Source organism: Bifidobacterium sp. (genome assembly GCF_022647885.1).
Taxonomy (GTDB): domain Bacteria; phylum Actinomycetota; class Actinomycetes; order Actinomycetales; family Bifidobacteriaceae; genus Bombiscardovia.
In genome coordinates this window covers 1,902,254-1,917,028 of sequence record NZ_JALCLM010000001.1, presented here as the reverse complement: position 1 = coordinate 1,917,028, position 14,775 = coordinate 1,902,254, and the positions used below count along the sequence as shown (strand labels likewise).

Genomic DNA, 14,775 nt, shown 5'->3' with positions numbered 1-14,775 from the left:
TGGGATTCAGTTCTGGGCCTGATAATCAGTAAGCGTCGGCATCACAGTGTTGTGTGCTGTTGCTTCTTCATCGGCTGTGCGTGGACGAGTAACTTCGATAATTCGGAAGCCTTTGGAAGAGGCTATTTTCTCTACACTCCAGAGCGATAAGTCGTCTGGTGTCGTATTTGGTGATGGAGTAGCTTCTGGGGCTTGTGAGAGGAGTCTGCTGGCGTTGAGGGTGTTGTAGAGCCAAGGAATTAAAGAGTCAGCTCCCAAATTTTTCTGGACGACCAGATATGCCTGCCCTCCTGGATTGAGCCTTTGCAGAAAGGTCATCAACAAATTATGCAAGGCTTCCTTTCCCACTCGGATGGGTGGATTGGACCAAATGAGATCGAAGCGTAGTTCGTCGGGTAGCTCTTGAGAACTCCAAGCTTGTATATTTGAGCACTGGTTATTCTTCGCATTTTCAGTGGTTAAAGACACAGCTCGTTCATTGATGTCAAGAGCATGGACGCTGGCATCCGGTGATTCCAAGGCTAAGGTCAAGGCGATAGGTCCCCAACCACAACCTAAGTCAAGAAAGGTGCCGTCAGTAGGAGGTTGTGGAGCATGACGGAGTAGGACTGAAGTACCCAAATCGAGCCGTCCTGAAGAAAATACTCCGTTGGAAACGGTGACAGTAACTTCGTGCCCGCGAAGGGTCACTTGTAGAGTTCTGCGCTGGTCCTCAGACTGAGGATTCGCAGAGAAATATTGATCTTGCTTCGTCACTCGTCCATCATCCTTTTGCTCGCCTTTACTCAATTATCCCGCCTAAAGCCTAAACACCGTAGAATGTCTACTCAGTCGATGATAATGAAGGGTCATAACACCATCGAGATTTCACGTAGCAGAGGTACCTTTGACCCAACGTTTGTCAGAAGATTCTTCAGTGCAGAACCACGACCATAGTACAAAAAATCATATTGTCACAACAGACTACGCTGTCGCCAAGAAACATGCTGTCACTGATTACGCCACAACCGAACAACAGCCACAGCTTGATTCAAAGCGTGTACACGAAGCAGTAGCACACAGTGACATGAGAAACGAAACCTTACAGGAACAATCTGAAGTCCTTCTGTCATCTAGTGACAATGGACAAGGTGAGCGTGTCCAACAAGAATGGTTAGAACGTGAGCATCGCAATGAACTCAAACATGTTGCTGGTTTGGGGGAGTTGCAAGATGTTACCGAGGTTGAATACCGGCAGCTACGACTAGAACGAGTGGTTCTGGTTGGCGTATGGTCAAGCGCTGATTCCACTTTGGAACAAGCAGAAGAATCATTGAGGGAATTGGCTGCTCTAGCTGAAACTGCTGGTTCGACAGTCTTGGACGGCCTCTTACAACATCGCAATTTTCCTGATCGTGCGACCTATGTTGGTTCGGGCAAAGCCTATGAATTAGCGGGTATTGTCGCGAAGCTTGAGGCTGACACCATCGTGGTTGATGATGATTTGCCACCTTCACAGCGCCGAGCGTTGGAGGATGCTACCAAAGTGAAAGTGGTTGATCGTACTGCTGTAATCCTCGATATATTTGCTCAACATGCAACGAGTCGTGAGGGCAAAGCTCAGGTAGAGCTTGCCCAACTTGAATATATGCTTCCGCGTTTGCGTGGCTGGGGCGCTTCTCTCTCCCGTCAGGCAGGTGGACAAGCTGCAGGGCAGGCAGGCGGTATTGGTTCGCGTGGACCAGGCGAGACAAAAATTGAGATGGATAGACGTGTTATTCGTACTCGTATTGCCAAATTACGTAAGCAAATCCGCCAGATGGCTCCCGCGAGAGACGTTAAGCGAGGTTCGAGAAGACGGTTTGGTATGCCCACAGTGGCTGTTGTTGGATATACGAATGCAGGAAAGTCTTCGCTAACGAACCGGCTTACCGGTTCTGGCGAGCTCGTAGAAAACGCCTTATTTGCCACACTTGATACAGCAGTGCGACGAGCGAAAACGCCGGATGGTAGGTATTATGCTTACGTCGACACCGTAGGTTTTGTGCGTCGATTACCAACTCAATTGGTCGAAGCTTTTAAATCAACGCTAGAAGAGGTTGCAGCTGCTGATCTTATTATTCATGTCGTCGATGGGTCGCACCCAGATCCCTTCGGGCAGATTGACGCTGTGAATGCGGTTCTCTCAGACATACCAGGAGCTCAATCTATACAGCGAATCACGGTGTTTAATAAGGCAGACCGTATGAGCGATGTTGAAATCAATCGTCTGAAACATCTCGAGCCTGATGCATTTGTTGTTTCAGCAAAGTCAAGTAGCGGACTTGATGCACTACGCCAAGCAGTTGAAGAGAAGCTGCCGGTTCCTGATGTGCATGTGCATGCACTGCTGCCCTATACCAGCGGTTCCTTAGTTTCACAGGTTAGAGAATATGGGATGGTGAAATCTGTGGATTATACAGATGAGGGGATTGTGTTGGATGCGAATGTAGATAGCCGCACCGCAGCTTTGGTTGTTAATCAGGCGATTGATTAGACCAGGCCCGCTTCCATGCCTAATGGCATGCTTGTATTCGTAAACGTCATCTAGTGAAGATACAGTAAGTAAGTATTGTGGATTTCGACCTGTCCAATTCATGGGTCAATGCTAAGAGAGGTCTGTTTTATGGTGAATTCACCTATCAAGCCAACAAAACTCGCTATTATCGGTGCCGGTGCTGTGGGCTCGACGATGGCTTTCGCTGCCGCCCAACGAGGCATCGCACGAGAGATCGTTTTGGAAGATATCAATGCCAAACGAGTTGAAGCGGAAGTGCTCGACATGCAGCACGGTTCCAGCTTCTATCCAACAGTCTCCATCAATGGTTCTGATGACGTGGAAATCTGCCGCGATGCTGACATCGTGGTAATTACCGCTGGTGCACGTCAGAAGCCGGGTCAATCAAGGCTCGACCTCGCGGGTGCAACGATCAACATCATGAAGTCAATCATTCCGAACATCGTGAAGGTTGCTCCAAACGCTGTATATATGTTGGTAACCAACCCAGTAGACGTTGTTACCTATGTCTCAATGAAGCTTTCTGGTCTGCCTGCAAACCAAATGTTTGGTTCTGGAACCAACCTTGACTCAGCACGTTTGCGCTTCTTGATTGCCCAAGAAACCGGTGTAAATGTTAAGAATGTTCATGCTTATATCGCAGGTGAGCACGGAGACTCCGAAGTTCCTCTGTGGTCTTCAGCAACCATTGGTGGTGTGCCTATGTGTGATTGGAAGGAACTTCCAGGGCGCGACTCACTGAACGAAGCCAAGCGCGAAGAGATTCACCAAGAGGTGAAGAACGCGGCTTACCGCATCATTGAGGGCAAGGGCGCAACTAATTATGCTATCGCCATGTCGGGTGTAGATATCATCGAGTCAATCATGAATGACACCAACAGAATCCTGCCAGTGAGCTCCTTGCTTGATGACTTCCATGGCATTTCTGATGTCTGCATGTCTGTGCCGAGCGTGCTGAACCGCAAGGGTGTCAATACTCGCATCAATACACCGTTGAGTGACGGTGAGCTTGCTTCTCTGACACGTTCAGCAGAGACCTTGAAAGAAACTGCTAGCAACTTTGGTTTCTGATCGTATGGATGGTGATTGCAGGCTTGCATGAGTCTGTAATGGTGGTAATTATTGCGGGATGCCCATATTTATGGGTATCCCGCAATTTCATTTTTAGGCGTTTGATGCTCTGTAAGAACGAGCGAGGATACAGTAGAGTCACAGTTATGGCAGATATGAACGAGTTTCGAGATCCGATTTCGCAAGAGCACGATCAGGACCGCAGTGCAGGTACTAGTGCAGAAATAGCACATGAGTCAGCGAGTGAAGCTCTCGGCTCATATGATCGCGAAGCAGCGTCAGCAGCCGCAACTGCACAACAACCAACCCAAGCGACGACATTTGGACATCAACGCCGCTTAGCAATAACGCTATCGTTCACCGCAGTCGTGCTCGTTGCAGAGGTCATAGGTGCATATATCACCGGGAGTTTGGCTCTATTGGTGGATGCAGGGCATATGCTTACGGATGTTGCGGTGCTCTCTGCTTCCTTGGTAACCGCAATATTGATGAAAAAACGCCCAACTATTAACAAAACCTGGGGTTGGGCTCGTCTTGAAGTAATAACTGCGGCTGCCGGAGCGACGGTATTGCTTGCAGTTGGCTGTTATGCCTTAGTTGAAGCAGTGATTCGACTCGCACAACCAGGACAGCAAGAGGTCCAAGATCTAGGACTACTACTTGGCTTCGGGTTGCTGGGATTAGCTTCGAATATTGCATCAATTGTCATACTCGCTGCACAGCATAATGACAATATGAATATGAGAGCCGCTTTCCTTGAAGTGATGAATGATGCTCTGGGGTCAGTGGCCGTGGTTATTTCTGCTGTGGTGATGATTACTACGGGTTGGGGAGGATTTGACGCGGTAGCTGGTGCAGCAATAGCAGCTTTAATCATTCCTCGTTCGGTAAAGCTTCTTCTTGACAGTCTGAGAGTGCTGTTGGAGGAAACTCCCAAGGGTTTGAACCTTGAGGAAGTAAAACAGCATCTCGAATCCGTAAACCATGTTGTTGTGGTTCACGACTTACATGCTGGTACAGTGGCTTCAGGTTTACCGCGCCTGACCGCGCATGTCGTCGTCGATTCGGGTTTGAATATGCAAGATGCTGGCAGAGTATTAGCTTCTATGCAAGACTGCCTTCGTGAGCATTTCCCAATCAGCATAGAACACACCACCTTCCAATTAGAACCTGAAGGTTATCGACAACACCATGAAACTGCATTACATGATGAAAGTGATGCTCAATAAATCTAAGGTCTTGGTTAAGCAGGGTATTTGGGGTGTACAAGGCTGTTGACGTCGTGGCGGACAAGGATGTTGACAACTTGATATTTCCAGACAGTACTGACCAAAGCGATACTGATCAAAGAGATAGCCGCCGAAGCTATAGCCGTCCAAGAATTGCTCGCTAAATAGTATCTTATTTCAGATCTTTCTTAGCACAGTAACGACTTTTCCCATGATTGAAGCATGGGTACCGTCAATTGGTGAATATGCCGGATTGTGTGGAATCAACCAAGTATGACCGCGTTCTTGTCTAAAGGTTTTGACCGTGGCTTCGTCATCAAGCAAAGCGGCAACAATATCTCCATTTTGGGCGGATTGCTGTTCGCGAACTACCACAAAATCACCATCGCAAATTGCTGCATCAATCATTGAATCGCCGTGCACTTCAAGCATAAATAGCTGCCCTGTACCAGTCAATCGTTCTGGTAATCTCATAACATCATCAACATGCTGCTCGGCAGTAATAGGCACTCCTGCGGCAATCCTGCCTACTAGTGGGACATCGTGAGATTCTAATACAGAAGAGCTTGAATTAAATTGTTGAGTGGGGAAAGGCACGACCGTGCTGCTGCGGGTTGCATCATACCTTGAATCGTTGTGTGCTGAGTCATCCGTGTCTGCTTCGAAATCAGCAGAAGTTGTCGAAGTGTCAATAAGCTCTATTGCACGACCTTTATTGGCGCTCATGCGAATATAGCCTTTCTCCTCAAGCACTTCCAGTTGGTGCTTGACTGAGGAGGGGCTTTTCAGACCTGCCACGTCGCCAATTTCGCGGAAAGATGGAGCGAAGCCACGGGCCTTGATATGTGTGCTGATGGCATCGAGCACCTTACGCTGGCGAGAGGTGAGATCACCCTGTTGGGGGGATGATTGCTCGCCTTGTTGTGGAAAAGGGATGGTGCTCACAGCATTTCCTTTCGATCTTTTATCCCAGTCTACAGTGTAGAGACTGTGAAATCAAACAAATGTTCGAAAAAGCGCTTGCGACAATCACCAGAATGTGTCACAATCAGAACAGATGTTCGATAGAACACATGTTCGAATATCTGTGATTGCCGCATGTGACTGCTCCGTGCGGCTATCAGATGTAGATACCAGATGTAGATATCGGGTAGTGCCATATCAAGCAGGAGAAGTAAGAAGGCGGTGTTGACCATGAGTATTGCAATAAGTGGAGTGAGAGTGCCTGAACAAAGCCATTCAGCTCAACGTACTCACATGAGGATTACCCTGCGGGGAAAAGTCACTGCAGCGCTGTTAGCCCTTTGCATGGGTGTAGGCATCGCAGCGCTTGTTACTCCTGATAACGCAGACTCAGCGAGTGGAGCTGTGGCGGTTACTTCCTATACTGTGCGCCCGGGTGACAATCTCTGGAACTATGCATCTACCATTACTCCAGCAGGTCAGGATGTTTCTCAAACGGTGAATGAATTACTCGATTTGAATAATTTGGATTCAACAGTGCTTGTCCCTGGCCAGCGCCTGTTAGTACCGGCAGAGTAAGTGGTGTTGTTTATTGGGAACAGATATGAAGGAAAGATCCATTCCACGCAGTGAGAAGCTTCGATAGAGAGATATTTTTTACCCATTCAGGGTAGTATCTGTCCCAAAAGCACTCCCAGAGAATACAATATGGCGAAGATTCCGGCGGTCAGGCTATAGTCTGAGCTATGCATTGTCCCTTTTGTCAACATGAAGATACCAAAGTCATAGATACTCGCATCAGTGATGATGGGTATTCCATTAGGCGCCGAAGAGAGTGTCCCGTCTGCTCCAAAAGATTTACTACAGTCGAAACAACTATGCTGCTCGTCAAAAAACGTTCAGGGAATGCCGAACCTTTCAACAGAGACAAGGTAGTTTCTGGAGTGCGCAAGGCGTGCCAAGGTCGTCCTATTAACGAAGATGATCTCAAATCTCTCGGTCAACAGGTTGAGGAAGACCTGCGCTCTCGTGGAATGGCAGAAATTCAATCTGACGAGGTGGGCAGAGCAATACTGGGACCGTTAAAGGATTTGGATGAAGTAGCGTATTTACGATTTGCCAGCGTTTACCAGCAATTCAATGGACTTGATGATTTTGAACGTGCTATAGCGGAATTGAGAAGCGAAGATCATCACCATGCATAGTGTTATCTAGCACAATCAGTTATCACTATGAGTTGTCCCCCGCTGAGTGTGATTCAGCGGGGGACAACTCATAGTTACATCAGCGGAGTGCCTGACTGCTCTGGCCCTGTACTAGTCAGTGTTGTGGCCAGATATTGCACTTCTTAAAGAATTCGCACTTCGACGGTTCCCTTAATCTCTCTCAATGCCTGTAGTGTCTCTTTGCTGGGCATATTGGACAAATCTGTGACGACATATCCTAAATCACCCTCCGTAGCCAGTGATTGAGCAGTGACATTGATGTTTTCTGCACCCAGTACCTGATTGAGTTGAGCCAAGACTCCAGGGAAGTTTTGATGTAAATGAGCCACTCGAACTGCTCCAGAATTACTTGCAAGAGTAAGTTGTGGCATGTTCACCGACAGCGTTGTAGAACCCTTTTCCCAGTAATCTTGAAGTCGTTGAGAAACAAAATGACCAATTGACTCTTGAGCTTCTAGTGTCGATCCACCGATGTGTGGCGTAAGGATGATGTTGTCTTCATTAGCTAAGTCAGAGGTAAAAGTGTCGCCACTCTTACGGGGCTCAACAGGGAACACATCAACGGCAGCACCCGAGAGATGCCCAGAATCTAGATGACGTTTTAGGGCATCCAAGTCGGCGACAAATCCGCGAGAGAGGTTGATGAAGATCGCACCTTCCTTCATATGTGCAAACTGATCTTCACCGAAGAAGCCTGTATTGGATTTTCTTCCATCAACATGAATGGTCACCGCATCTGCCTGCAACAGCATTTCTTCCAAACTGGAGGCACGGTGTGCATTGCCGAGTGCAAGCTTTTCTTCAAGATCATAAAAAATAACGCGCATGCCAAGAGCTTCGGCTAGTACTGAGAGTTGCGAGCCGATATTGCCGTAACCGACGATTCCCAGAGTTTTGCCGCGGACTTCGTGTGAACCAGTAGCTGACTTATCCCACAAACCGTGACGCATATGGTGCGTATGAGCGGGAATGCGTCGCATAAGGCAAATGATGTCGCATATCACCAACTCCACAACCGAGCGGGTATTGGAGTATGGTGCGTTGAACACTGCAACGCCCTGGTCGGCTGCAGCAGCCAAATCAACTTGATTCGTGCCGATGCAGAAACATCCAACCGCTGATAGTTGTGGGCAAGCTTGCAAGACGGTGTGAGTGACATTGCTTTTAGATCGAATACCAAGCAGGTCTACACCATCTAGAGCTTCAATCAGCTCTGATTCGGAGAGTGCACCTTTCATCGTGATAACTTCAAAGCCGTGCTTACGAAGCGATTGTGCAGCAAATGGATGAATGTTTTCCAGTAACAGTGCTTTAGGCATGTTACTCACTGTATAGCGGGAGGTCGTCAGCGTCATCTCGTGTACGAATAATGACCAAAGCTTGCGTGGGACGCGTCATCGCTACATATAAATCTGATGCCGCAACGAGTCTAGAAGCTGCATTTTGCGAGATGGTACCGGGCTGTATCAGTATTACCGCGTCGTACTCCATGCCTTTCACTTCATTGGCATCGCAGATATTAATTTGGCGGTTCCACTGATTTTGTGCTGCTAGTCGAGTGAATTCATGCTCACCAAGTTGTGATCTGAGGTAGGGCAGTAGTGCTGATTTCAAGTCTTCCAAGAGCTCACCGTCAGCTATGATCGCAATCCGCCCAGATCCATCTTGAGCCAAATATTGCTGAGCCAGCAGCACAGTGTGCTTACATGCTGTTGACAATAGCTCTTGGGTATCATGTGCATATACATGTTCTACTGATTGTGGTAGTTCACGAACAGCGTTCACTGTAGATATGTATAGACCTTCTGACTGTGCAAATGTTGAGGCCAAATCGCTGACTTCGCGAGGGTTACGATAATTAATCGTTAATTCGTTCAAATCCCAACCCTCGTTACCGAAAAGTCGGTTCATGGTACGATCCCATGAACGTGAACCTCCGAGAGCGGAGGTCTGGGCGACATCACCCACTATGGTGAAGGATCTGGATGGGCATCGGCGCATGAGCATACGCCAGTCCATAGCTGTTAGTTCTTGTGCTTCATCAACAACGATATGCCCATAGGTCCATTCTCTATCTGAAGCAGCACGTTGCGATAAGAGTTCGGGATCGTCACTTTGCATCTGGTCAAGCAACATTTGGGAAGTAACTAATCCATTACCGATACCATTTTGAGCCAGCGTATCTTTGGCGAACTGTTCGTCGTTGCGTTGTTGCTCTCGTAGGGCTGCTGATTTAGCGCTGAGCTTGGGGTCGGGGCCGAGTAAATCCATGGCCTCATCGAGTAAGGGGATGTCGGATTTGGTCATGGGTGAATCACTGGACCTGTGAAGAATTTCAAGCTCTTGAGGAGTCAACCATGGTGCGTAACGTGACAGTCGCTGTGTGTCGGACCACATTCTGCTGACAAGCCAGTTGGCATTCATAGGGAGCCAAGCAAGGTTCAGTGTGCGCTTGATGTCGTCATTCATACGCAGCATTGATGTAGCTTGTGCAAGCTCGGACTCTTCAGGAGTGTAATCGAGACCTTCGCTATAGCGCATCGTTAAGAGGTGCATCATTGTGCGGATAAAAGTTTTTCGTGCCTCGTTGTGTGTTTGGTGACTGCGACGGGCATCATTCTGAGCCTGTTGGATGTCTGCTGCGAGCATCGGTACAGCGATGCCATTGACATGCACAGTTGGCAGGTGCTGCGGAATTCGGATGCGTGCTGATATGGCATTGGCTACAGCTCTAGCCATGCGATGGTCACCCTTGAGCTGTGCTGCTTTAGGTGTTTCATTGCGTTGAGCGACAACTTGAGGTATGAGATCCGCGATGGTTCGGCTGACTACACCTGTTTCGCCCAGTGAAGGTAGTACCTGATCGATGTAATGCAAAAATGTTGCGCTTGGACCGACAACAAGCACTCCCGAACGTTCGAGTGTGTTGCGGTGGGTATAGAGCAAGTATGCTGCGCGGTGCAGTGCCACTGCTGTTTTGCCGGTTCCAGGCCCACCTTGAACAACTATGGCTCTACTCATAGGTGAACGAATAATGCGATCCTGCTCTGCTTGAATCGTCGCTACGATGTCGGTCATTTTTCCGGTGCGTTTAGAACTCAATGACGCTAATAACGCACCTTCTCCAGTAAGTGTGCCGGATTGCGAAGCTTGAGAAACCTGTGGTGCTTTAAGGTCAAGAACTTCGTCTTCCAAGCCAACGACGGTTCTGAAATTCAACGTGATGTGTCTGCGCATCACAATATCGCCGTGGTGAGATGGTGTTGCTTCATAGAAGGGGCGCGCGGCATCTGCACGCCAATCAGTGAGTATGGGTTCGTGCTGCTCGTTGGAGAGACCAATTCGACCGATGTATCGCGATTTTCCAGAGGACTCGTCTAATCTGCCGAAGACTAGTCGATCTTCCACGGCCCGTAATTGAGTAAGGCGATCTTCATAGAGTGTAGCGAAAGAATCGCGTTCCGTTCGCTGGGTTGGTGAGCCGTGGGAGCCAGCAGCTCTGACGGCATCCAGACGAGTTCGTGTCTGTGAACGTAACGAGTCCAGACGTTGGTAAGCGCGATCTGTTGCACGTTGTTCTTCTTGAATTTGTGAAGAGTATCTCGACATGCATATCCGTTTCTCGGGTCCTCAAACTGAGCAATCTAATATACCTCGAAGCCTCTACGTTGCAAGGGCTATGAGGGTTATGCAATGTGTCTACGAACGATCACGTTTATCTGTCAGATGTGGCAATCGTGAGCTGAATCACCTGTTGGTTACACATTAAGTGGGTAAGAATGGGGAACTATGGGGTAAAGTGGGGAAACAGTCAGGCGATTGAGCATACCAGACAGCGCAGCGGTGAAGGAGGTGGGTCATGCTAAGTGCCGACGATGCAGAGCAGAACCCCACCGAAACCCTTAGTGCAGAAGGAATGCAGGAGCTTCCCCCCCTGCTCCTCGGTACATACACTCCGAAAGTTGATGACAAAGGCCGTTTGGCGCTACCGGCAAAATTACGTAGCCAGCTCGGACCAGGTTTAGTAATGGCGAGAGGGCAGGAACGCTGTATTTATCTCTTGCCGCAGCGAGAGTTCAGGCGTGTTGCTGTACAAATTCAACGCACTTCGATGGGTAATAAAGCCGCTCGAGAGTATCTACGAGTATTCCTCTCAGGAGCAGTTGAACAGAAACCTGACAAACAAGGGCGTGTGCTGGTTCCTCAGATGCTACGTGACTACGCGCACTTGAGTGATGACGTTGTAGTGATTGGCGTTGGTACTAGGGCGGAGATTTGGGACACCGCCGCTTGGGAATCTTACTTAGCAAGTAAGGAACAGGGGTATTCCGATATTGCAGACGATGTATTACCGGGGGTGGAATTCTGATGACTAATCTCAATGAGATACACCAGCCAGTGCTGCTTAATACTTGTGTTTCTTTAGTGTCTCCAGCTTTGCTTGAACCCGATTCGACTGTGGTTGACTGCACCTTGGGTCTTGCGGGTCATGCTATTGCGTTCCTTGAGGCATGTCCCCAAGCAACGCTGATTGGGATTGACCGTGACGCCGAGGCACTCAATCTGGCATCGACACGGATTGCTGACGCTGGTTTCTCATCACGTTTCACCCCCGTTCATGCTGCATTCGATGAATTTGGTGACGTACTTGACGATATGAACGTGCAGCGCGTGCAAGCGGTGTTTATGGATTTGGGTTTGTCCAGTTTGCAAATTGACGAACGTGAACGAGGTTTCACTTATGCGCAGGATGCACCTCTGGATATGCGTATGGATGTTTCTCAAGAATTGACAGCACAGGGCATATTGCGTGAGTACGATGCCCGCGACTTGGCATATATTTTCCATGAATATGGTGAGGAACGTTTTAGCCGTCCAATTGCACGTGCCATCGTACATGAGCGTGAGGAATCCGCCATTGTCAGTTCAAGGCAACTGAGTGAGCTAGTAGATCGTGTGGTTCCTAAAGCCCACAGGCCTGCAGGCAACCCAGCAAAGCGGGTGTTCCAAGCATTGCGTATTGAAGTGAATGGCGAACTTACCAAACTCTCACGAACACTGCCACAGATTGCAGACCATCTCAGTGTGGGAGGTCGGTTAGTTGTTGAGTCATATCACTCTCTAGAAGATCGCACAGTTAAACGATTTATGGCTAAGGGAATGACTGCTGATGTGCCTCCCGGATTACCAGTGATTCCCGATGAGGCTCAGCCGGTTTTCAGAGACCTTACACGTGGTGCCATAAAGGCTGACGATGAGGAAATTGCCAGTAATCCGCGTTCGGCTTCTGTGAGACTCAGAGCCGTTGAGCTGACCAGAGAGTTGCCGAAACGATGGATTCGAATGTTCGATGAGGTTTCCCATGGCTTCGAACGTCACGACCAGCGTCCAAATGAACACCATCAATCGTCTCAGGGGAGAAGGAGATAAGCATGCCAGCAGTACAACGCTCAGTGCGCTCAGGCGCGATGCCTGATAAGCGGCGTCCGCAGGCACAACCTTCATCCACACGGCCACAGTTACATGTGGTTTCTGGCAAACAAGGTAGCCGAGAGATCATGCTCGATGGTGCTCGACGACTGTTGGTATGGACTCGCACGCGACGCGCGCCATTATTTCACATTGTGGTTGCGCTGAGCATTTTGGGGGCAAGCCTTGTGGTGTCACTGATGCTCAGGACACAGATGATTGAGAATTCTTTTGAAGCTACTACAACACAGCAGTCAATCAGCAGATTGAATCAGGACATTCAAGATGATCAGAGCAAATTGGATGAGCTTCAAGCGTCGTTACCTGACAAGGCCGAGAAGATGGGCATGATACCTCAGAAGGGATCAATCAGTATAGATCTCCAAGGGTATAAGGCTGCAACTGATAGCAAGGGGCAGCAATGATTCGATCCGGTATGGCGTTTTGGAAAGGCTGCAGCTCATTTGGTAAACGAGTTATTATCGTTTGCTTTGTTATTGCATTTATAGCATCGTCTGCTGTAGCGAAGCTTGCCTATATTCAGCTTCTCGATGGAAAAACAACAGCTGAGGCTGCAACAGCAAGCAGAACGACTACTAAGGTATTACAGGCTGAGCGCGGTAAGGTCACTGACACGAATGGTATTGTGCTCGCCCAAAGTGTGGAACGCTACACGATTATTGGTAATCCTAAATTCGCGGCAAGCTTCCAACCCACCACGTGCACAGCGAAAACAAAGAGTAACTGCCACAGCATTGACGGTAAACCGGTTGGAGCTACTGGCCCTGCTGCTGTTGCACGCCTGCTAGCTCCTGTACTTGGTATGGATCGTCTTCAACTCGGTGCTATGTTGACCGGCACCAATCAATATGTAGTTATTAAGGAGGATGTGGTTCCTTCTGTTAAGCGCAGTATTGATAAATTGAATCTCAGCGGCATTATCAGTGCCGAGCTTAGCAGTGAAAGAACTTATCCGAACGGCACATTGATGGGTTCCTTGCTGGGTGGTGTAGACAGCGATGACAATGGTGTTTCCGGTATAGAGAAGATGGAAAATAGTGCTTTAACAGGTGTTAATGGCTATCAGATATACCAACGAGGTGCCAATGGGCAGCAGATTCCAGGAACGCAAACTGAATCAAAAGCTGCTGTCGATGGTTCAACAGTCAAACTGTCTTTAGACAGAGATGTGCAATGGTATGTCGAAAAAGCATTGAAAGAGGGACAAGAGAAGTATCAGGCGAAGTGGGCCATTGCTGTGGTGCAGCGCGTGTCTGATGCCAAAATTCTTGCGCTAGCTGGGACGGACCAAGTACAGGCCGGAAGTACCGAAGCTAAAATGAATCCTTCGCTTGCTGTGACTGAGACTTTTGAGCCTGGCTCAGTTGGCAAGATCATTTCACTGGCGGGAATGTTGCAAGAGGGTACTCACAAAATTACTGATGAATTTAGTGTCCCGTACAGCATCAATGTTGACGGTCAGCAATACCACGATTCTGAGTCTCATGGGACTGAGCGATGGACTTTGGCGGGGATTTTGCAGAATTCCTCAAATGTTGGCATGGTCATGGCTGGTGAGCAGTATTCCACTGCTCAGAGATATGCATATCTGACAAAGTTTGGTATAGGTCAGGCTTCTGGGATGGGGCTATCCGGTGAATCGCAAGGTTTGCTAAGCTCTTCTGAAAACTGGGATAAACGAACCCGCAACACGGTGTTGTTTGGTCAAGGGTATGCTACCAACGCCCTACAAGTTACCAATGCTGTGTCCACCATAGCCAACAAAGGTGTTAAGCAACAGCAGTCGATTATTGATTCGGTCACCAGTGCTGACGGCAAGGTAACTAAACCGAAAACGTCTTCCACGCAAGTAGTGAGTTCTTCGGTTTCTGCTCAAGTGCTCAATGCAATGGAGTCGGTTGCAGAGAAATACAAGAAAGTCGCAGCAGTCGACGGATACCGAGTTGCCGCAAAAACTGGTACGGCAGAAGTCGCTGGTTCTGGTGGCGGTTTAACCTCAATAGTCGCAGATTGGGTTGGAGTGCTTCCTGCAGATAACCCACAGTTTGTGGTTACCGTGGTTATGAAAGATCCACAGGGCACTTATGGCGGTTTAACTGCGGGGCCGGTTTTTGCCAATATTGGTGAATTCCTTATGCAGAAATATGAGGTTCCAACCTCTACGCCGCGCAATGATGCTATTCCAGTAGATTGGTGATAGCAGTACGATTCGCTCCGGGTGATTGGCGGATTGTGAAGAACTGGATACAAACGTGATAAC

The 14,775-nt window shown here is 48.6% G+C and carries 13 protein-coding genes; 9 read left to right on the top strand and 4 right to left on the bottom strand.

From position 1 onward, the window contains the following. Positions 1 to 6: 6 nt before the first annotated feature. Positions 7 to 789 carry a class I SAM-dependent methyltransferase gene (locus LKI20_RS08100; protein ID WP_291772610.1) on the bottom strand — a complete coding sequence of 261 codons (783 nt, stop codon included), beginning with the start codon at positions 787 to 789 and terminating at the stop codon, positions 7 to 9. Positions 790 to 1,066: 277 nt separating this feature from the next. Between LKI20_RS08100 and hflX the strand changes: the two genes are divergently transcribed. The 3 genes from hflX (at position 1,067) to LKI20_RS08085 (ending at position 4,836) form a co-directional block, all read left to right on the top strand. Next, positions 1,067 to 2,515 carry a GTPase HflX gene (gene hflX / locus LKI20_RS08095; RefSeq protein ID WP_291773478.1) on the top strand — a complete coding sequence of 483 codons (1,449 nt, stop codon included), beginning with the start codon at positions 1,067 to 1,069 and terminating at the stop codon, positions 2,513 to 2,515. Positions 2,516 to 2,644: 129 nt separating this feature from the next. Continuing rightward, entirely contained in the window at positions 2,645 to 3,607 is a 963-nt protein-coding gene (locus LKI20_RS08090) for an L-lactate dehydrogenase (protein ID WP_291772607.1), read from the top strand. Between the two features lie 155 nt (positions 3,608 to 3,762). Then, positions 3,763 to 4,836, top strand: a complete 1,074-nt coding sequence (locus LKI20_RS08085) for a cation diffusion facilitator family transporter (RefSeq protein ID WP_434734954.1) — start codon at positions 3,763 to 3,765, stop codon at positions 4,834 to 4,836. A gap of 177 nt (positions 4,837 to 5,013) precedes the next feature. On the opposite strand, the gene lexA is transcribed toward LKI20_RS08085, so the two are convergent. Then, positions 5,014 to 5,703, bottom strand: a complete 690-nt coding sequence (gene lexA, locus LKI20_RS08080; RefSeq protein WP_434734953.1) for a transcriptional repressor LexA — start codon at positions 5,701 to 5,703, stop codon at positions 5,014 to 5,016. Positions 5,704 to 6,030: 327 nt separating this feature from the next. Here lexA and LKI20_RS08075 point away from each other — a divergent pair, with 327 nt between their 5' ends. Together LKI20_RS08075 and nrdR are read left to right on the top strand one after the other, a co-directional pair. Continuing rightward, complete coding sequence (locus LKI20_RS08075) at positions 6,031 to 6,378, top strand: LysM peptidoglycan-binding domain-containing protein (RefSeq protein WP_291772598.1); 348 nt, start codon at positions 6,031 to 6,033, stop codon at positions 6,376 to 6,378. A 167-nt stretch (positions 6,379 to 6,545) separates the two neighbouring features. Next, complete coding sequence (gene nrdR, locus LKI20_RS08070; RefSeq protein ID WP_291772595.1) at positions 6,546 to 7,004, top strand: transcriptional regulator NrdR; 459 nt, start codon at positions 6,546 to 6,548, stop codon at positions 7,002 to 7,004. Between the two features lie 143 nt (positions 7,005 to 7,147). On the opposite strand, the gene serA is transcribed toward nrdR, so the two are convergent. Next, positions 7,148 to 8,344 carry a phosphoglycerate dehydrogenase gene (gene serA, locus LKI20_RS08065; protein ID WP_291772592.1) on the bottom strand — a complete coding sequence of 399 codons (1,197 nt, stop codon included), beginning with the start codon at positions 8,342 to 8,344 and terminating at the stop codon, positions 7,148 to 7,150. Position 8,345: 1 nt separating this feature from the next. Beyond that, a complete protein-coding gene (locus LKI20_RS08060) occupies positions 8,346 to 10,634 on the bottom strand; it encodes a HelD family protein (RefSeq protein ID WP_291772589.1) in 2,289 nt (762 codons plus the stop codon). Between the two features lie 250 nt (positions 10,635 to 10,884). Here LKI20_RS08060 and mraZ point away from each other — a divergent pair, with 250 nt between their 5' ends. Genes mraZ through LKI20_RS08040 form a run of 4 tightly spaced genes read left to right on the top strand, consistent with a single transcriptional unit; the run spans position 10,885 to position 14,712 of the window. Further along, a complete protein-coding gene (gene mraZ / locus LKI20_RS08055; RefSeq protein ID WP_434734916.1) occupies positions 10,885 to 11,394 on the top strand; it encodes a division/cell wall cluster transcriptional repressor MraZ in 510 nt (169 codons plus the stop codon). Continuing rightward, on the top strand, positions 11,394 to 12,455 hold the full coding sequence (rsmH, locus tag LKI20_RS08050) for a 16S rRNA (cytosine(1402)-N(4))-methyltransferase RsmH (protein WP_291772586.1): 1,062 nt from the start codon (positions 11,394 to 11,396) through the stop codon (positions 12,453 to 12,455). Before mraZ ends, rsmH begins: the two co-directional genes overlap by 1 nt. 2 nt (positions 12,456 to 12,457) lie before the next feature. After that, a complete protein-coding gene (locus LKI20_RS08045; protein WP_291772583.1) occupies positions 12,458 to 12,919 on the top strand; it encodes a hypothetical protein in 462 nt (153 codons plus the stop codon). Next, positions 12,916 to 14,712, top strand: coding sequence for a peptidoglycan D,D-transpeptidase FtsI family protein (locus LKI20_RS08040; RefSeq protein ID WP_434734915.1), 1,797 nt, complete (start codon positions 12,916 to 12,918; stop codon positions 14,710 to 14,712). The genes LKI20_RS08045 and LKI20_RS08040 overlap by 4 nt, the downstream gene beginning before the upstream one ends. Positions 14,713 to 14,775: the final 63 nt, after the last annotated feature.

Excerpts from the sequence above, each read along its gene's own strand:
- hflX (WP_291773478.1), top strand. The coding sequence starts at position 1,067 with ATGAGAAACGAAACCTTACAGGAACAATCTGAAGTCCTTCTGTCATCT.
- LKI20_RS08090 (WP_291772607.1), top strand. The coding sequence starts at position 2,645 with ATGGTGAATTCACCTATCAAGCCAACAAAACTCGCTATTATCGGTGCC.
- LKI20_RS08085 (WP_434734954.1), top strand. The coding sequence starts at position 3,763 with ATGAACGAGTTTCGAGATCCGATTTCGCAAGAGCACGATCAGGACCGC.
- LKI20_RS08075 (WP_291772598.1), top strand. The coding sequence starts at position 6,031 with ATGAGTATTGCAATAAGTGGAGTGAGAGTGCCTGAACAAAGCCATTCA.
- nrdR (WP_291772595.1), top strand. The coding sequence starts at position 6,546 with ATGCATTGTCCCTTTTGTCAACATGAAGATACCAAAGTCATAGATACT.
- serA (WP_291772592.1), bottom strand. The coding sequence starts at position 8,344 with ATGCCTAAAGCACTGTTACTGGAAAACATTCATCCATTTGCTGCACAA.
- LKI20_RS08060 (WP_291772589.1), bottom strand. The coding sequence starts at position 10,634 with ATGTCGAGATACTCTTCACAAATTCAAGAAGAACAACGTGCAACAGAT.
- mraZ (WP_434734916.1), top strand. The coding sequence starts at position 10,885 with ATGCTAAGTGCCGACGATGCAGAGCAGAACCCCACCGAAACCCTTAGT.
- rsmH (WP_291772586.1), top strand. The coding sequence starts at position 11,394 with ATGACTAATCTCAATGAGATACACCAGCCAGTGCTGCTTAATACTTGT.
- LKI20_RS08045 (WP_291772583.1), top strand. The coding sequence starts at position 12,458 with ATGCCAGCAGTACAACGCTCAGTGCGCTCAGGCGCGATGCCTGATAAG.
- LKI20_RS08040 (WP_434734915.1), top strand. The coding sequence starts at position 12,916 with ATGATTCGATCCGGTATGGCGTTTTGGAAAGGCTGCAGCTCATTTGGT.